The sequence below is a fragment of the Nostoc sp. genome, from assembly GCF_036917615.1.
GTDB lineage: Bacteria > Cyanobacteriota > Cyanobacteriia > Cyanobacteriales > Nostocaceae > Nostoc.
Map to the genome: position 1 here is coordinate 26,668 of NZ_JBALCZ010000065.1, position 17,994 is coordinate 44,661.

Sequence of the window (17,994 nt, forward strand, 5' to 3'; positions counted from 1 at the left end):
GAGAGAGTTTCGCACATCCAACCACTATCTATAGAGTTAGATATAAAAGGTATTAACGTAGAATCATGAGCGATAACACCATTTCATCACGTCTCTACCCGACCCGGATTGACATTCCCCCGCAAGCGCGAGTGCAAATCGTGGTACTTCTCAACCAAACCTTGGCAAGCTACTTTGGATCTGAAAACCTAGACAAAGCAAGCGCACTGGAATGTTAAAGGAACTGACTTTTACCAGCTACACCAATTGTTTGATGAACTTGCTGGTGAATTATAAAAGTACATCGATATGGTAGCTGAACGCGTCACAGCTTTAGGCGGATACGCTTTTGGAACAGCCCGTGCTGCTGCTAGTGATTCGATTTTGCCAGAATATCCCTTTGATATTTTGGATGGTAAAGACCATGTAATAGCTTTAGCAGATCGCTTTGCACCCTATGCTAAACATATCCGGGAAGCGATCGCTAAAACTAATGACTTAGACGATGCTGATCCCGCCGACCTTTACACCGAAATTTCCCGCACCATTGACAAACGACTCTGGTTCTTAGAAGCTCATCTGCAAGTAGCAGAAATTAAAGCAGAGAATGACAAAGCAGGTATTACTCAAACTCAAAAGATACCTGCTGGTGTAATATAAACACTTTTAAGAGATACGCTTTCTGACTCAGTAGTAGTAGTAGGGTGCGTTACGCTAAAGCCTAACGCACCATCTCATAGGACATATTGATACAGAATTGATATAAGGTCTGTGATTGCTAAGAGTACAGCATAATCGACTATTAAAGGTGCGTTAGCCTACGGCATAACACACCCTACTAGCACGACTGATTTAAATTAAAATCTCACAGTATCTTTTTGGTAAGTACGCCACTTTTAAGTGCGTACTTTTCATTTTATATGTACATGCTTTACTATTGAAATAGTTCAAAACTAGGTCAAAAAATTCAAAAATATCTTCGACAATTGAAGAAAAAACTAAAATCACAAGTTGAGCGATTCCTAACTAAATATTCATTAACAACGAGGTAAATTTATGTCTCAAAATACAATTACCCACTTAATTCACGATCGCAATGCCCGTGGTCACGCTCAAATCGGCTGGCTCGATAGTTATCACACATTTTCCTTCGGTAGTTTTTACGATCCCAACCGGATGGGATTTCGTTCTCTGCGGGTGATTAACGACGATAGCATCGCCCCCGGTGCTGGATTCCCTACCCACAGTCATCGTGACATGGAAATCCTCACCTATGTCTTAGAAGGTGCTGTAGAACATAAAGACAGCTTGGGTACAGGGTCAGTGATTCGCCCCGGTGATGCACAGATTATGAGCGCTGGTACTGGAATCAGCCACAGTGAATTTAATCCCTCACCAACTGAACCACTACACTTGCTACAAATCTGGATTCTTCCTGACGAAGAAAGGTTGACACCAAGATATGAACAAAAAGCTTTTCCCCTAGAAGAAAAGCGTGGCAAACTCCGCTTAATTGCTGCTAAAGATGGGCGCGATGGTGCTGTAACAATTCACCAAGATGTTGATTTATACACATCTGTTTTAGAGGATGGTGATGTCGTTAATTATCAAGTAAAACCTGGTCGTTACGCCTGGTTACAAATAGCGCAAGGCATAGTTAACTTGAATGGCGAGGAACTCAGAGCCGGTGATGGAGTGCAAATTAACGGCGAAGAACAGCTAGAAATTAGCACCAACATCGGCGGTGAATTCTTGCTTTTCGATTTGGGTTAATATCCTAAGCAGCTTTTGAAAAAAAGGAAAAATTTACCAGCTAGTATTTTAGAGCGGGTTTTCAACGAATTACTAACAAACCAGCCAACTTGGAAAAATAAGGAACTTCGTTATTTTTTGTTAAAACAGCCAAATACACCAACAAGGTTTTTAGCTGAGTTAGCAAATATTGATTTAGAAGCATTAAGAGCAAAGAAACTAGAACAAGAGAGAAAAGCAGGATCAACGCCAGCAATATCTGAAAAATGGGTTCAGGATGAGATTAGATTTCTCACTGATGTTGCCGAACATCCGCAAGTTTCAGTGGAAATTTTAGAACGATTGGCACTGTATCCCAATTCTAATGTCAAGCTTGCTGTTGCCCAAAATTCTCAAACCCCTGAACAACTAAAACTAAGAATTTTAGCAGAGTTAATACTTTATGCTGAGGATGATATTAAAGTCGAAATTGCCAAAAATCCTGAAACACCAGTGTATGTTTTAGAGGTAATAGGGCAAAATGAGTCTTATCGCACCAAGCTTTTACGGGAAATTCGGCGAGTTTTAGCTTCTGAGTACCCAAAATTCTGGAAATAGGCCAAATCAAACAGTAGATATGCTCAAAAGTGCATTTCCGGGCGATCATAATGATGTGCTGCGTTCCATAGCTGGTAATCCTCGCACACCTATAGAAGCATTGGAGATTTTAGCAAGAAGAGAATTTATTGGTGCAACACCTGATCCGCAAGCGTTTATTCCACCTACAACCGATGATAGTATAGTGCGATCGCTTGCATACAATCCCAGCTTAACACCGCAATTGCTGGGCATTCTGATCCAAGATCCTTCTGTAGAAGTGCGTGTTTGTTTAGTTCGCCATCCCAATTTCACAGAGGCTTTGTGGTTGCGTTTGGCAGAAAATACAGCAATATCCGTGCGTGAAGCTGTTGCTGCTGCAATCAATGCACCTGTAAGCGTTTTGGAATTACTGGCGCAGGATGAACAAGTAGAGGTACGAACCAAAGTAGCGACTAACCGTAATACACCAATTACTGTTTTACAACTTCTCGCAAGTGACGAAAACCCTAGTGTACGTACTGCTGTGGCTAGTAATTCTCAGCTAGCTGAAACAATATTGACACAATTGGCTAACGATGAAAAAGTCGAAGTTCGCCGTGCAGTCGCTCAAAATCCCAACACCCCTGCACCCATCCGCGAAACCCTCCGCGATTTGATTGTGCAACCCACCACCCGCCAAACCAGTCCCACCTTGCGCGGACTCAGCCGCCTCTACAATCCCAGCACTGATGATATAACAAGCATACTTGCAGAATACGCGAGTTCAGAAAATGCTTTTGTCCGGTTGGTGACACTGCTTCATCCCCTAACTCCCCGTGAAGTATTGACACAAAAAGCGTAGTCTGCATCCTGGCTGGAACGCTACGCCGTTGCAGATAACCCCGCGACTCCAAGCGTTTTACGCTAGCAACTTGCTGAGGATAGCAATCGAATTGTCCGCGCAACCGCTAGAGTTGAGTTGTGAATAATGGAGGATGTTGCAGATGGCATACAGTGATTTCACACTCGCCAAAGTTCGAGAGACTTTTCAGCTTGTAATTAATGAAAAGCGGAATCTGTTCAAAGAAGTGTCGCCTATTCAACCTTCCGCTACCTTTACAACGCTTTTAGAAGAATATACTCAACTAGCAACTGCCATCAACACGGAAAAAGCTCGTTCAGAATTACTAATTATGCCAGTTTTAACGGAAGTTAGACGGCAGTTAAATTATCAAATTTCTCTGTTTTCCGGTACAGATTTTGATGTAGATGCTAGTAAAGGATTGAATGGGTTTTGTGATTTCATTCTCTGTGGTTCTGAAGAACAGTTTTACATTAAAGTTCCTGTGATTACAATTATTGAGGCAAAGAATGAAAATATTAAAAGTGGTTTAGGACAATGTATTGCCACTATGATAGCTGCCCAATTATTCAATCGAAATACTCAACAAGAAGTTAAGACAATCTATGGAGTTGTCACTAGTGGAACGAACTGGCGGTTTTTAATGTTGGAAGGAATAACAGCATACATTGACATAGTTGAATAATACATCAATGATGTTGATAAAATTCTTGGTATTTTGTTGCAACCATTTAAATCTGCTTTGCTACAAGCATATTCATAAAACAGTTATTCTCTGAATTTATCGGGAGATACAAATGTATTTAATTACAAATGATTTAAAACCAGAAACTGAACAGCTTTTAGCTACTCTTGAGATTGTTTCAGAAGGATTATGGTATTCTAGTGAATCCGATTACCATTACGCGCCTTTCGTTTGGGATACCCAAAGTCAGGGAGAATTTAGTATAGTTCGTGTTTTAGAACATCTCGGATATTTCCAAGAAGTTGAACCTGAATGGTTAAACCAATACTGGCAAAGTCAAATTCAACAAGCAAAAGATAGGAGGCAATCTGATTTTGGTTTTGCTCCTAAATATCCCAAAATTGACGAAATTCAGCAGATGTCTGAGCAAAGCTCACATTTTTTTAAAATTTTACAAGAAAATACTTCGGTCATTAAAATCATAAAATTTTCGGCTTCAATAATGTTAATTCTTGGACAAACCCAAGAAGGAGATTGGATTGGAATTTTCCCGATAGTTGATTATCGGGTTTGGTATCCTCGTACAACTGTTTATCCAGAAATATATACACCAACAACAGCCGGGATTAGCTTGAAAATAAAATTGGAACCATTATTGTCTGAACTTAAAATTTTCAATGGCTATCATTGGTCTGATTTGGTTTGGGAAAATGCACAAACAAAGGAAAAATTATTTTGAAATTACTCATATCATCAAAGTATATAGAAATTAGAGATTTTGAAGGATTAGGACAAAACAATCTTGGCAATTTCCTATTAACGAAGCTACAAAATGTTTTAACCTATACTTTCAGCGATCGCATCAGTGGATTCTCAATCTATATAATTGTAAAAACACCAGAAAATGATTTTCTCGGTGTTGAGACAACCGCTATTTGGACGTAACTCGATTACAACTGCAATCAGATAGAAATTACTGCCATATTTATTATTGAATTGTGACAGTAGCAGCGACTGCAACTTTATCAATCACATATCTGTAATTAAATTACACCTAACTAATATACTATGCACTCGGAAACAGAACAACTTCTTGGTACATTAGAAATACTCTGCTCGGATTGGTTTCTTTGGGAAAGCGCAAGCCAAGGTTAATTTAACATTTGGAATTTGATGATTTCCGAAGGTTTTGTTAATGTCACTGACATAGAACTTGCTTTTAAGCATTGGCAAAAAATTGAAGAATGGGAAACTCCTACTAATCAGGAAACTTCTGATTATGAATATGCCCCGCCACGTTCTGAACGCAGGGACAACAGTTGGAACGAAAGTATCGCTAATCAACGCTAAGGTTACTATCAACAACTCCAGCAGTTAATTAAAAATAATCTGCAAAATATTCAAGCATATAATTTATCTGTTCCCAAAACAGCACATCAATACTTTGAGTGGGAACATCGATATTTTTCCGTTTCCATTGTGGTTGGTGAAATTAGCGATCGCCACTGGTTTTGTCTTGCCCCCACAGTCACCGATCAAGTAAGCTATGATGATCGCAATCAACCCACAACACAAATTGTCTGCGAAGAATCACCAAGCGAAGCAACTCAAACTCTGATAACTGAAGTTAAAATTTTGCTTGATAATCTCACCCCAATTACCAACTACGGCTACTACCACGGCGGATACAACTATACTTATCAACATCAAATTGTGAGTGCATACGCTAAAACTAAAACATCTGCTATTGAACTTGCACTACAAACCGCAGCAATGGTGATCGTAGAAAAGCTAACTGTTGAGTGTGCTGATAATGAGTATAATAGCCGCAAACTCAGCCAGTTTATGAACCAATGTTTAAGCGATCGTACTCTCTACAGTATCAGTTTTTGGGATGTTGGCTACACCTACGAAGTCGGACAAACCCCAGCAGGAGATTGGATTGGGGTGCGATGCCTTCGGCGGGCGGTTACGCCATCGCAAAACCAATTTGAATACAATCCTTAAAAAGAGCAGCAAAAACCTAATGTCTAAAAAGTCCGATTCGCAGTTCTAGGTTGGGTTGAACGTTCGCCAACAGCGTCCCATAGGGAAGTGAAACCTAACAAACCACGAAAAATGTTAGGTTACCCTTCGGGATCTTGCTACGTTCCTCAACCCATGATAAACTCCAAGCGACTCTAGCTTCCCTAGAAAAGTTACAAGAGAAGGACAAAGAAGAACTATTACTGCCAGAGAAGGTTTACTTTCTGCTAGATTAGCTTCAATCGGCTCAGAAGAAAGGTTATAGTTTCTTATAAAACTACCAAAACAACTAGGCAGGAACCGCCAAAAAGTTCTTAGCTTGGAAAAGATGTATCAGACTTTAAATAAGTATTAGAGGTGGCTGTAATGCCGACGATTCATTTTGTGGATGGTGAAAAAGGCGGGGTAGGAAAGTCTCTCTTTACTAGGACAATGATTCAGTATTGTCTGGATAAGAAAATCCCGTTTGTACCAGTGGAGACAGATAGATCGAATCCAGATGTCGCAGGGGTATATAAGGAGATATGTAAGTATGCTGTGTTTAGTGAGAATGAACGACAGGCAAATAAGGCAGATAGAATATTTGAGTGGGCGATAGAGAAACCAGTCATTGTGAATTTAGCCGCACAATCGCATAGAGCAGTACAAGGGTGGATTGACTCTAATCAATTAATTGAACTAGGAAGTTCGCAGGGAGTGATGTTTTGCAAATGGTTTGTATCGACAGGAGGATACGACAGCATCAACCTGTTTACTCAGTCAGTGAATACCTATGGTGAGAGAATCTCTCATATTCTGGTGAGGAATTTAGGGCTGTGTGATGATTGGGAGCATATAGAGTCAGACTCCAACTTTCAGAACATAGTAAATAAATATCAGATAAAAGTTCTAGATTTTCCGAAGTTAGCATATAGAGAAAGAAACATAATTGACCAAAATCACCTGACGTTTGCAGAGGCTAGAGAGTATAGAGAATTTGGGATAATTGGGAGACAGAGAGTAATGAATTTTCTGAAGCTTGCTTATGGTGCTTTTGAGAAAGTAGGTATCTGGCATGAAAAAGTTGAATAGCAGTCATTAGTCATTGGTCATTAGTCATTGGTATCAATGATTTTGGACAAACCTCAGCAGGAAATTGGATGGGGGTGCGTAGACACGTTAGCGTAGCCTTTCGTAGAGAAGTGGCTTGTCAACAGACATCGCAAAGCGAATTTGACTACAATCCTTAGAAAGAGCAGCAAAAACCTAATGTCTAAAAAGTCCGATTCGCAGTTCCAAAATCTCTTTGCTTCACCCAAATCAACAAACTGGGACGAAAGATTAGCCCAAGTCGCCTATCGCTTTAACCGAGAGTATCAAGGTGAAACCTTTGAACTCCCAACCGAAGTCCAGGCGATGCCGATATTCCGTGAGTGGATTGCTGGGAGTTTCTCAGGGAGAATTGCTTCCCCTTTTTGGGAAATTGCTAAACCTCAAAAAAACCAGCACTGTATAGATATTGGCTGTGGTATCAGCTTTTTAATCTATCCTTGGCGAGATTGGCAAGCATTTTTTTATGGGCAAGAAATCAGTAATGTGGCACGCGATACCCTTAATTCCCGTGGTCCACAGTTGAATTCCAAGCTGTTCAAAGGTGTTGAGTTGGGAGCCGCTCATCAGTTAAGCTACTCATCAGAGCAGTTTGACCTAGCGATCGCCACAGGATTTAGCTGCTATTTTCCACTAGAATATTGGGATGCTGTACAAGCACAAGTCAAGCGGGTGTTAAAACCAGGTGGACATTTTGTGTTTGACATTCTCAATCCAGAACAGCCTTTAGCGGAAGATTGGGCAGTTCTGGAAACCTATTTGGGGGCTGAGGTATTTCTAGAACCTTTGGCTAAGTGGGAAAAAACGATTAAGGCGGCTGGTGGTAAAGTAGTAACGCACAAATCAGGGGAATTATTCGAGTTATATAAGGTGCGGTTTTAAAAATACTGTTACTCAGGGATAAGTGGACTTGATGGATCTAAAGAAGTTGTAAAAACAAAATAGATTACCCCAGCTCCGAGAATCATTACAGCGAGACTAAACAGCAACACCCAGCGGTCTGTTGGTTCATAAGTATCTTCTTCGATATCACGACGGACAGCGAAATAGTGCCCCGTTGAGAGCCATACTGTGATTAAACCCACCAGCGAGAAGACTAAACCTAACTTCCAGCCGGTGCCGGGACGGGGTATCAAAGGTGCTTGGAAAGCACGCAAACGCACGATGACGACACCAAAACCTAAAAGAGCGATCCCTGTCCGCATCCAAGCGAGGTAGGTACGCTCATTTGCCAAGTGATCTCGGACTCTGGAAGGATTCAGTCGGCCTGGCTTTTTTTTATCTTTATCTTCTTCTGTAGGTTTCAATAACTGCATCAATAACACCCTTATCCCCAAACAGGCTCCTCTCAAAAAAATGCGGAGGTGATAGCAAGTCTCCTTCCAGATGACTTGCACCCAGCGCAATAGTTGCGCTCATGAAATATACCTCTTGTGATTGTACATTTTTTTCAAAATTTATTGTAATGCAGATATCTAAATAAAACAAGCCTGACCGAATAATTCGTAATGACGCTCTTTACGAGACGCTCTTGCTAGCTTGCTTCTTTGCAGGAGTACGAATACTCGTTGGCGGCAGCCTCTCGTAGAGAAGAGGCTACGCTAACGTAATTCGTAATTGATGGTATAGAGCAAGTATAAGTAATAAAAGGTCATCAACAAAACAGCCAAGATCAGAGAGGTTTTTCACCAGTGTTTGTCCTGTTTATCTTCTGATTTTGGCTGTTACCCTATTTCAATTCACAACAATCATTCAAAAATAGACTATGCAGTTCTATTTCAAGACTGATTGCTAGGCGCATTAGGAACTCGTGTATCTATGAGAGCCTGCGATATATCTGGGATAAACCACTTAGCCTCATTGCTGTTAATAACTTTCACATTAGGAACATTCAATTCAATCGCAGCAGTATCTGGATTTGTCTTAACCACCAACTGAGTTCCATCAAGGATCTTGAGAGCAGCCGGCCCTGTCAATTTTTGACCTTGCCCATTAGGATTAAAAGTGAAATTTGCTACCTTGACATCATTCCCTAGATAGATGCCATCACAATCCCAGTTCTTTTTAGTGGACTGACCATTAGCTAGAAAATACAGATTATTGTCGTATACGGTATCTTCATTGTCTTCATCATTTGGTCTTTTGCCGTATACTGCTATGGTATTACCTGTTTGGTTATCGCATTGACCCCAGTTGGTTCCCGTCTCTAAAGCATATTTTTGCAGTGTTAATTCCTCCATTCTCTTTTGAATTTCTTCTGGTGTGAGACCTTCAACTTGAGTTGGAGCATCTTTTGTCTGGGAGAGTTGCTTAAGAGCTTTAGTGACTTCGATATAGTCAGGGTTTTTGCTAAATTTTGGTCTATCAGCAAAAGAAGGTTGAGCAAAGGCGAGATTAGCGAAAATCAGCAAGACAATTAGCAGAGATTTCCAGATTTTCATATTTTGGCTCCTGTTAATGGATAATATATTTTTCAGTTTGAAATTCCTTTTGGTTAGAAAATTCATGATCCACCTATTTTTAGATACTTAATTTTTATTGTTATTCACTCGACGGCTGAGTATTGAAACCTAAAATCAATGAAAATATATAACTAGAAACTACAGATAAAAGAGTCCAAATAACATTTTCTGTAACAATAAATATACCCAGTCCAATCAATATACAAGGCACAAAAGTGTTGCCATTCTCAGTTAAAAAGTGAGCGATCGCAGGCAAATAGGTTAACTTATAAGCGGTATAACACCACACACCCACTAACGTCAAGAATACACTTAGTATTGTCAGCAGACTATCTAATTCAGAATTGGCAAACAGGGGCACGTAGACGCTGATATTATCACTACCATTCGCAAATGCGATCGCAGCTACATTGCATGTTTGCGGAGAGACAAAACTAGCAATTATAGAGGGACAAGACGGCTCGGTTTCTTCTTCGGCTTCCTCTGGTGAATCCTCTTCGCGTTTTAGTAAACTACTCACACCAATGATTATTGGCATTAAACCAAGTAGTCTAATCCAGTCCTGCGGTATAATTAGTCCACCGAAGAAACCGGGAAGGCTAGCAATGATCAATGCAGCAAAACCGAGATACTGACCAGCAAGGATGTGACGACTGCGGAATGTTTTATTTATTTGTGAAAAAAGCAACGTCAGAATCACAATATCATCGATGTTGGTGGCAATGAATGCCGTTATCCCTGTGGTAATTGCAGTTACTAAACCGCTCATTTGTAGAAGTCCTTATTTTCATGCTTAGTCATTCAATTTTGGATTTTAGATTTTAGATTTTGGGTTGGATTGACGATATCCAAAATACTGGCATCAAAAATCTTATATTGAGTAGGAATGCTAAATTATGATCTGTGTCGTTGTCACTGACGTGTCATGTGCTTTGTTCTGCTGGAATTTTAAACCTTGCTTTAGCTGTTTGAGTTCGTGCCGAAGCCTTGATTTATACTTTAGTCAAACTAACCGATAGAATCAAATGCTTTTGTTTGTCAAAATGATAAATGAAAGTGATTAAAAATTTGACACCAAGTTATAGGGATACCATAAATGGCAGGAATGACGCTTGAACAGCTAAAAATATTTCTGGCTGTGGCGCAGCAGTTACACTTTACTCGCGCAGCAGAGGAGCTTTATATTACACAACCTGCCGTCAGTGCAGCAATCCACAACTTAGAGCAAGAATACGGAGTGAAACTGTTCCATCGGATTGGTCGCCATATCGAGATTGCTGAAGCTGGTAAATTATTGCAAGTGGAGGCGCAGAAAATTCTCGATCAAGTTTCCTTGACTGAAAGGGGATTGCGAGAATTGAACAATCTGCAACGGGGTGAATTGAAATTAGGGTCGAGTCTGACAATTGGTAACTACTGGCTACCAAGCAAGATTAGTGAGTTTAAAAGCCGATATCCCGGTATCCAGATTCACTGTAGCCTTGCCAACACAGAAGAGATTTGTGTCGGAACGGCGACAGGACAGTTTGATTTGGGTTTGGTAGAAGGAGATGTGAAGCCAGCGCTCCAGGGGACTTTGGAGTACGAAATTGTGGGAAGCGATCGCTTGCAAATTGTCGTAGGTCAAAAACATCCTTGGTTTGAGTGGGGAGAAATTGATTTAACCCAATTAACTAAAACCCTTTGGGTGATGCGAGAACCAGGTTCTGGAACCCAGCAAAGGTTTGAGGAAGCCCTCCAAAATTGGGGAATCAATCTCAGTGAACTGGATGTAATTTTAGTATTCAACAGTGGAGAGATGACAAAAGCGGCGATCGAAGATGGTGTAGGTGCAATTGGAATTTCTGAGTTGATGGTAAAAAAAGAAATACAGCTGGGAACTCTGCGGGTAATTCGAGTTATTGATAACAGAGAAGGCAACGGTGCGATGCCTACGGTGGTCACTGAGCGCAGCCGAAGTGCGGGCTACGCCTACGCAGAAATAGTTCGACCTTTTTTCAAGCTCAAGCATCGTCAGCGTTTTCAAACTGCTCTTTCCAAAGTCTTTGAACAAATGTTGGTATCGTCTATGTTAGATGGCTCACATCAACACCTATCAAAATCAATTATTTAAAGCAATACTTTCGCCAATTTAATCAGAAACAATCAAGGCGTCAGTCGTACAGAATAAAGCCATGAATTCTATACGACTGACAGATGAATTGAAAAACACTGTAATATTAAATCCGCTTGCAGGGAAGTCCCCAGTGCCCAATCCCCTTCACACCTTTTGCATATTTCTACTGATGGGGTCAAAACCTCTAGAAAACCGCGTGCTTTCATCGTAGTAAGCGCCAGTCAGATTCGCTCCATACAACTTGGCATAGTTGAGTTTGGCTCCCCGGAGATTTGCTTCATTCAGTTTGACACCGCTCAAATTAGCTCTGGTCAAGTTCGCTTTGGCTAAGTTAGCTCTACTCAAATCCGCTCCCCAGAGTTTAGCTTTAGCTAGGTTGGCTCCACTCAAGTCAGATCCCCATAAATTGATTCCAGGCAAATAAGATCCAATCAGCTTGTTGTTACTCAAGTTGACGGCTGGAAAATATCTTTCCCCGGCGGCAAAACGCCGTTTTAATTCCTCAGCATTCATGCGTCACGTTGACCTTGCTTAACAATACAGAAGTTATTTGTTCCCATTCCTGGCTTAGTTCTCCTGGAAACTCTGGCTGACCACTGCGCTGATACCAGTAATGGGCATTGTTCAAATCGCCTTCTTTGCGGTGCAGGTAAGCATGAACCCAAGCACTATCGGCATCGCTGGCATTTCCAAGTATTTCATGAGCTTTGCTCCAATCACCTTTTTTGTCATACCACATTGCTTGCAGCCCTTTTGGCAGTGTCTGAGGACATAGGGGCTGCTTTTCGATTAATCGCAGGAATTCCTCTGTATTCACAATCGCCACCCAACAAGAATTAAACTTCTATATCTAAGATACTCCTCAACTTAAGGTTAAGGGGAGCAGAGACTAGAGCTTTTTTTAACTTTCCAAGCATCCTCTAAGCTTTGTGACCTTTCTTACAATCCCCCTCAGTTTCTACACATCCTCGAAACAAACGCCAACGAATTTAACTGTGGACAGCTTCTATTTTAACCCCCATAGTAGATAAAGGTTGTTTATTTAATATCTGCAATCACTTCCAATTTACTAAGATGCACAGAGCTAATAGAGAGCCATTTATTCCTATTAATATTCGGGCGGGCAGTCATTTTTTTGCATTAGCTAGGAAATTTATCTTATTAACTATTACAGCTAATTTATGACAATGCAAGCGATTAGATAGATTTTAGGACTGTTCCAATTCATGAACAAACTATTTTTAGTTCACTTTAACTGTAAAATAACCTCAACATCAGATTATATTTAATTATTTCTTTACAGAAAGAGTCATGGTCTTTAAAACAGCAACCGAACACCTGATCGCTCTAAAAAGTGTCAGCAAATCTTATCAGCAGCCCAACGGTCAGCAGATTGTCATCCTGGAAAATATTAATCTTGAGTTGCATCCAGGGGAGATAGTCGCGTTGCTAGGGCCTTCAGGTTCAGGGAAATCTACTTTAATGCGAATAGTTGCTGGGTTAATCGCCCCCAGTCAAGGTGAAGTTATATATCATAATCGTCCCCTAGTTGGTTTAAATCCTGGGGTAGCAATTGTTTTTCAAAGTTTTGCCCTTTATCCTTGGTTAACTGTACTGGAGAATGTGGAACTAGGTTTAAAAGCAAAAGGAGAAGCGCCAGATTATCGACGGCAAAAAGCGCTACGGATGATTGATATTATTGGTTTGGATGGGTTTGAAAATGCCTATCCCAAAGAGCTTTCTGGGGGAATGCGTCAGCGAGTTGGATTTGCTAGGGCTTTGGCCGTAGAACCAGAACTGTTATGTATGGATGAGCCGTTTTCGGCATTGGATGTGCTAACAGCAGAAAACTTGCGGTTTGAGTTATTAGATTTGTGGTTAGAACGTCGCATACCCACCCAAGCCGTTCTCATTGTCACCCACGGGATTGAGGAAGCAGTAATTATGGCGGATCGGATTATTGTTCTAGGACGCAATCCGGGAAGAATTCGGGCTGATTTACCTGTGACTCTACCCCATTACCGCGATCGCAAACACCCAAGTTTTCAAGCCCTGGTAGATCAGGTTTATACAATCATCACGAACCCCGAATTAGAAAAAATTGAGTCTCCACCTACTAGTTCTGTACAACCTGCAACACCACCAGCAAAATATCAGTCTTTACCAGCCGTGCGAATTGGTTCTATTGCCGGTCTTTTGGAACTTTTAGAAGATCGTCAGGAAAAAGACTTATATCGGCTTGCTCAGGAATTGCAATTAGAAGTGGATGAGATTTTACCAATTGTGGAAGCTACAAAATTAATGGATTTTGTAGAACTTGCAGAAGGTGATATTAACCTGAAGCCAGTCGGGCAACAATTTATCAATGGAGGTATTGACGATCGCAAACAAATCATGCGATCGCAACTCTTAACTCATATTCGCTTGGTACAGCAAATTTACCGTCTTTTGGAAGCGAAAAATAATCAACGCATTCCCGAAGAATTAGTTTTAGATATCTTAGAAAGTCACTTTAGCCCACAAGAAGCCGAACGACAATTAAAAACAGTCGTTGATTGGGGTCGTTACGCCGAGATATACGGCTACGATGAGCCATCGGGACAAATCTTTTTAGAGCAAGTTGTTAATGCTGATTAGTCAGTTGTCATTGTTAACTCTCACCATTCCCAACTATTATGACCCGACCCCTCACTCCTGCTAATAAAACTCAAGGACGTAGCTATTGGACTTGGCAAGATGGATTGCTAATTCTGGTAATTTTATCTTTCATTGTGGCAATTATTAGAACCGCTTCTCAATTTAGCGGTACCTTTGAACCTGAACTCACAATTTCTATAAACATCAATGCTTTGCCAGGATATACAGCCCAAACCTTGATTCGTATGGGGCTGGCTTACTTTTTTTCTCTAATTTTCACCCTATTGTATGCTTATACTGCTTATCGCTCCCGAATTGCAGAACGGATTTTAATTCCGATGTTGGATGTTCTGCAATCGATTCCAGTATTGTCTTTTTTACCAGGTGTGGTATTAGCTTTGATTTCCTTATTTCCGGGCCAAAGAATTGGTGTAGAACTAGCAGCTATTTTGCTAATTTTCACTGGTATGACCTGGAATATGACTTTTAGTTTTTACCAATCTCTGCAAAGTATACCGCAAGAATTACTAGAAGCAGCGAGGGTTTATCGGCTTAATCCCTGGCAACGCTTTTGGACATTAGAGTTACCATCGGGTGTAATTGGTTTGGTATGGAATAGTGTAATGTCGGTGGCTGGAGGTTGGTTTTTTTTAATTGCTATTGAGTCATTTACTTTAGGGAATAAAGATTTTCGTTTACCAGGATTAGGCTCTTTTTTAGCCACAGCAGCCAACAAAGGAGACTTTAAAGCTATATTTTGGGGCTTGGCGGTGCTGATTGGGATCATTGTAATAACTGATTTTTTTGTGTGGCAACCCCTGATTGCTTGGGCAGAAAGATTTAAGTTGGAGATGATTGAAACTGAAAATGCACCCCAATCGTGGGTATTGGATATTGTCAGGCGCTCGCCTACTTTACGCGCAATTGGCGATCGCGTTTTTCAGCCATTACAAACAGCCCTAGACAACAGTTTAATTCGGTCGTTTACCGTGCGTTCTGTACCTGTAAATCCTAAAGGCAACCTAAACTTGCCGAGTTTTTTAAATTGGGTATTTGTTAGCGGCTTCACCTTAATTGTCCTGTGGGGTACTTGGGAAGCCGTATTACTATTACGGACTTTAGGCTGGGCTGATTGGCAACAGGTAATGAAAGGTGCTGCCTTAACCGCGTTGCGGGTAATCATTGCTTTGATATTATCACTGTTGTGGACTGTACCCGTGGGAGTAGCAATTGGTCGCAATCGGCGGCTGGCTCAAGTGTTGCAACCATTGGTACAAATCGCCGCTTCTGTACCGGCAACAGCTTTATTTCCGGTGCTGCTGCTAGGTTTAACCCGCATTGCTGGCGGTTTACAGATTGGTGCGATCGCTCTCATGATGTTAGGCACAATGTGGTATATCCTGTTTAATGTCATTGCTGGGGCACAGTCGATTCCCTCAGACCTCATCGAAGCCGCTTCGGTGTATAAACTATCCCCTTTGCAACGCTGGCGAACCTTAATTTTACCTGCAATCTTTCCTTACCTAATTACAGGAATTATTACCGCTGTTGGCGGCGCTTGGAATGCCAGTATCGTCAGTGAGTATGTCACATTTCAAGGGCGAGTAATTAGTACTTCTGGATTGGGAGCAACGATTTCTCATGCCACAGCAACAGGTAATTTCTCCCTGTTATTAGCTTCGACAGTGATAATGTCGCTATTAGTAGTGTTGACCAATCGTTTGATTTGGCGACCTCTTTACAATCTAGCTCAAGAGAAATATCAATTATTGGTTTAAGTAGGTAAGCGTGAAGAATTAAAGGTTTGTAGTTAGCGGCTCCAGCCTAGAAGTTAGGGGGGATGAATAAAGTGCCTAAAATCACAGCCAAACACTTTTAAACAACCTCTTATATTCCAATACGCTTGGGTTAAGGCTTGATCCTTCCTAACCTCTTTCAAAAGCAGGGAATTAGAGCAAGCCTCTTCCTTCATATCTATTTGACTGGAATAATTTCAAACTCGAAAGTACTGATCAAACGGTCATCAATATAGACCTCTATTCTATGCTTACCAACTGGATCGCCAGGAGCGATCGTCCAAAAATTCTCAATCACACCCTGTGGAGCCGACTGTGTGCGCCGTGTCACAGATGTAGTGCCGTCTGCTGATATTGAGAAGTCTTCACCGTTCTCTGTACCCCAACTTTCTGGAGGTTTTGGTAAATGCAAGACTTCGCGCCATTTCACTTCACCTTGGTAGTTTTTGAGTTTAATTCTCCATCCGTAGGCGTTTCCTTGCTGAAGTGGCACTCTTGTTGTCCGGAAAATGGTAACGTTACCTTTAGAGTCAACTCTCTTCAGCCCGAACTCGGTGTTACTAACAGTAATCTGTTTTGTATTCGTTGGCGCAGGAGATGATATAGCATTTTCTACCAAAACAGAAGTAGCGTTGATTCGCTCAGAACCTATAACCCCAGATATTAGCCAAGAAGAAGCTAGCACAGCAGTAGTAGCCCAAATTCTCATTAGTATAGTTTTCCTGTCAGATTCGTACTTATTCAAGTAATCTGACATGTTTTCCGGGTCAAGGTTACCTATGGTTGGACAAAGACGAAGTTGCTTTTAGGAATTTGGCGGATTTAACCGATAGCCCATCCAATGTCAGGCAAACCATTGCGCCCCTTCTCCATCGGCGATGGGCGGTAATTCCGGTTAAAGACAACGGCATTGGCATTCCCACCACTGGTTTGCCACATATTTTTGATCGTTTTTATCGTGTAGATACTGTTCGCTCTCGCCAAATAGACGGCTTTGGACTCGAACTTGCGACGCCGATAGCGTACCCCTACGGGGAAGCAAGCTACGCGTAGAGTCTCGTAGAGAAGCGTTAACGAGTATTCTATTCGTTCGTGCAGCGTCTCGTAGAGAGCGTCATAGCCCGCCGCAGGCATCGCAGGGCAAATTGTATAAGGTTATGGGAGGGCAAATCACCGTAAAAAGTATACTTAGTCAAAATAATTGATAATTAATAATTCATAATTACAATCAGTGTCCGATTTTACTCTCCACTGTCTTGTTGACCACTAAATTTTTGATTTAGTGTGGGCTACTGTACAGTGTTTTTAATTATGAATTATGAATTATGAATTAGTAATTATTCGGTCAAGGCTCAACCTTTCAAATTAACCTTCCCTCAAACTTTGAGGCATCTTGATGAGATGAAACTTTTTCAATGCTGTGATAACTTCTTCGCCATTTTTCCAGATGTTCTATAGATATTGATTTAGATGTGACGTTCACACCATTTCCTCGCCAAGCAACTTCTGGATCTGTTGTGAAAACCCCACACTCTAATTGATCTAGCCTCATATTCCAATATTCACTAAATCGACCTTTTAAAGTTATAACTTGCTCAAATACCTTGTTTCTATGTTTATTTCTTCTTTTTCGTTCTGTAGCTCCTGTTGCTTCTGTATCAATAAACTTAGTTTCAACTAAAAACAGACTACCTTTAAAGGTGAGGTAGACGAAATCACACTTCCCTAAATCTGTATAATCTGAAATTGGAGATTTTTCAAATAACAGCAATTCAGCGCACGAGGGAAACAAGTCTTTAATATTCAGAAATAAATAGGCTTGCAAGAGAAGTTCCTTATCATAAGGAAACAAGATAACTCCTTCAAAGAATTTTTGAATGTCCTCGTGAGTTTGGGGTTGAATTTTTTTACAGTATGAAACAAATTTATGTAGCTCGTTTACGATCATCAAGTTCCTAACTCCTTCCCCCGGTCGCAGCCTCAAGGGTAATAGCATAAAAAGATACCACTACCTTGAGGAAATTATCATCCGC

The 17,994-nt window shown here is 40.9% G+C and carries 20 protein-coding genes and 2 pseudogenes; 15 read left to right on the forward strand and 7 right to left on the reverse strand.

Annotation, left to right across the window (positions count from 1 at the left end; genetic code table 11):
• Nucleotides 1-65 precede the first annotated feature (65 nt).
• The 11 genes and pseudogenes from dps (at nt 66) to V7K85_RS23130 (ending at nt 7,832) form a co-directional block, all read left to right on the forward strand.
• Nucleotides 66-639 (forward strand): annotated as a pseudogene (dps, locus tag V7K85_RS23080) (DNA starvation/stationary phase protection protein Dps).
• A gap of 396 nt (nt 640-1,035) precedes the next feature.
• Nucleotides 1,036-1,752: a pirin family protein gene (locus tag V7K85_RS23085; RefSeq protein WP_334816913.1), complete on the forward strand. Its 717-nt coding sequence runs from the start codon at nt 1,036-1,038 to the stop codon at nt 1,750-1,752.
• Nucleotides 1,753-1,767: 15 nt separating this feature from the next.
• Entirely contained in the window at nt 1,768-2,328 is a 561-nt protein-coding gene (locus tag V7K85_RS23090) for a hypothetical protein (RefSeq protein WP_334816915.1), read from the forward strand.
• 19 nt (nt 2,329-2,347) lie between these two features.
• On the forward strand, nt 2,348-3,151 hold the full coding sequence (locus V7K85_RS23095) for a HEAT repeat domain-containing protein (RefSeq protein ID WP_334816917.1): 804 nt from the start codon (nt 2,348-2,350) through the stop codon (nt 3,149-3,151).
• Nucleotides 3,152-3,293: 142 nt separating this feature from the next.
• A complete protein-coding gene (locus V7K85_RS23100; protein ID WP_334816918.1) occupies nt 3,294-3,836 on the forward strand; it encodes a hypothetical protein in 543 nt (180 codons plus the stop codon).
• 112 nt (nt 3,837-3,948) lie between these two features.
• On the forward strand, nt 3,949-4,575 hold the full coding sequence (locus V7K85_RS23105) for a nuclease A inhibitor family protein (RefSeq protein ID WP_334816920.1): 627 nt from the start codon (nt 3,949-3,951) through the stop codon (nt 4,573-4,575).
• Nucleotides 4,572-4,781, forward strand: a complete 210-nt coding sequence (locus V7K85_RS23110; RefSeq protein ID WP_334816922.1) for a hypothetical protein — start codon at nt 4,572-4,574, stop codon at nt 4,779-4,781. Before V7K85_RS23105 ends, V7K85_RS23110 begins: the two co-directional genes overlap by 4 nt.
• A gap of 228 nt (nt 4,782-5,009) precedes the next feature.
• A complete protein-coding gene (locus V7K85_RS23115) occupies nt 5,010-5,186 on the forward strand; it encodes a hypothetical protein (RefSeq protein WP_334816924.1) in 177 nt (58 codons plus the stop codon).
• A 129-nt stretch (nt 5,187-5,315) separates the two neighbouring features.
• Nucleotides 5,316-5,843 carry a hypothetical protein gene (locus V7K85_RS23120; RefSeq protein ID WP_334816926.1) on the forward strand — a complete coding sequence of 176 codons (528 nt, stop codon included), beginning with the start codon at nt 5,316-5,318 and terminating at the stop codon, nt 5,841-5,843.
• A gap of 384 nt (nt 5,844-6,227) precedes the next feature.
• Nucleotides 6,228-6,932 (forward strand): mobilization protein, encoded by a 705-nt coding sequence (locus tag V7K85_RS23125; protein ID WP_334816928.1) that lies wholly within the window; start codon nt 6,228-6,230, stop codon nt 6,930-6,932.
• A 177-nt stretch (nt 6,933-7,109) separates the two neighbouring features.
• Nucleotides 7,110-7,832, forward strand: coding sequence for a class I SAM-dependent methyltransferase (locus tag V7K85_RS23130; protein WP_334816930.1), 723 nt, complete (start codon nt 7,110-7,112; stop codon nt 7,830-7,832).
• An 8-nt stretch (nt 7,833-7,840) separates the two neighbouring features.
• Here the strand turns inward: V7K85_RS23130 and V7K85_RS23135 are convergent, their stop codons facing one another.
• The 3 genes from V7K85_RS23135 to V7K85_RS23145 all read right to left on the reverse strand — a co-directional run bounded on the left by V7K85_RS23135 (nt 7,841) and on the right by V7K85_RS23145 (nt 10,181).
• Nucleotides 7,841-8,266, reverse strand: a complete 426-nt coding sequence (locus tag V7K85_RS23135; RefSeq protein ID WP_334816932.1) for a YidH family protein — start codon at nt 8,264-8,266, stop codon at nt 7,841-7,843.
• Nucleotides 8,267-8,728: 462 nt separating this feature from the next.
• A complete protein-coding gene (locus V7K85_RS23140; RefSeq protein ID WP_334816933.1) occupies nt 8,729-9,391 on the reverse strand; it encodes a hypothetical protein in 663 nt (220 codons plus the stop codon).
• Between the two features lie 100 nt (nt 9,392-9,491).
• Nucleotides 9,492-10,181 carry a cadmium resistance transporter gene (locus V7K85_RS23145; RefSeq protein WP_334816934.1) on the reverse strand — a complete coding sequence of 230 codons (690 nt, stop codon included), beginning with the start codon at nt 10,179-10,181 and terminating at the stop codon, nt 9,492-9,494.
• Nucleotides 10,182-10,508: 327 nt separating this feature from the next.
• On the opposite strand from V7K85_RS23145, the gene V7K85_RS23150 reads away from it, so the two are divergent.
• On the forward strand, nt 10,509-11,525 hold the full coding sequence (locus V7K85_RS23150) for a LysR substrate-binding domain-containing protein (protein WP_334816935.1): 1,017 nt from the start codon (nt 10,509-10,511) through the stop codon (nt 11,523-11,525).
• Nucleotides 11,526-11,672: 147 nt separating this feature from the next.
• Here the strand turns inward: V7K85_RS23150 and V7K85_RS23155 are convergent, their stop codons facing one another.
• Complete coding sequence (locus V7K85_RS23155; protein WP_334816936.1) at nt 11,673-12,041, reverse strand: pentapeptide repeat-containing protein; 369 nt, start codon at nt 12,039-12,041, stop codon at nt 11,673-11,675.
• Nucleotides 12,031-12,345, reverse strand: coding sequence for a hypothetical protein (locus V7K85_RS23160; protein WP_334793824.1), 315 nt, complete (start codon nt 12,343-12,345; stop codon nt 12,031-12,033). Before V7K85_RS23160 ends, V7K85_RS23155 begins: the two co-directional genes overlap by 11 nt.
• Nucleotides 12,346-12,839: 494 nt before the next feature.
• On the opposite strand from V7K85_RS23160, the gene V7K85_RS23165 reads away from it, so the two are divergent.
• Together V7K85_RS23165 and V7K85_RS23170 are read left to right on the forward strand one after the other, a co-directional pair.
• Nucleotides 12,840-14,165 carry an ABC transporter ATP-binding protein gene (locus V7K85_RS23165; RefSeq protein WP_334816937.1) on the forward strand — a complete coding sequence of 442 codons (1,326 nt, stop codon included), beginning with the start codon at nt 12,840-12,842 and terminating at the stop codon, nt 14,163-14,165.
• Nucleotides 14,166-14,203: 38 nt separating this feature from the next.
• Nucleotides 14,204-15,943 carry an ABC transporter permease gene (locus tag V7K85_RS23170; protein WP_334816938.1) on the forward strand — a complete coding sequence of 580 codons (1,740 nt, stop codon included), beginning with the start codon at nt 14,204-14,206 and terminating at the stop codon, nt 15,941-15,943.
• Nucleotides 15,944-16,139: 196 nt separating this feature from the next.
• On the opposite strand, the gene V7K85_RS23175 is transcribed toward V7K85_RS23170, so the two are convergent.
• Entirely contained in the window at nt 16,140-16,670 is a 531-nt protein-coding gene (locus tag V7K85_RS23175) for a hypothetical protein (protein WP_334816939.1), read from the reverse strand.
• A gap of 158 nt (nt 16,671-16,828) precedes the next feature.
• On the opposite strand from V7K85_RS23175, the pseudogene V7K85_RS23180 reads away from it, so the two are divergent.
• Nucleotides 16,829-16,972, forward strand: a pseudogene (locus V7K85_RS23180) (ATP-binding protein); the annotation flags it as partial.
• 349 nt (nt 16,973-17,321) lie between these two features.
• Here the strand turns inward: V7K85_RS23180 and V7K85_RS23185 are convergent.
• Nucleotides 17,322-17,909 (reverse strand): hypothetical protein, encoded by a 588-nt coding sequence (locus V7K85_RS23185; RefSeq protein WP_334689819.1) that lies wholly within the window; start codon nt 17,907-17,909, stop codon nt 17,322-17,324.
• Nucleotides 17,910-17,994: the final 85 nt, after the last annotated feature.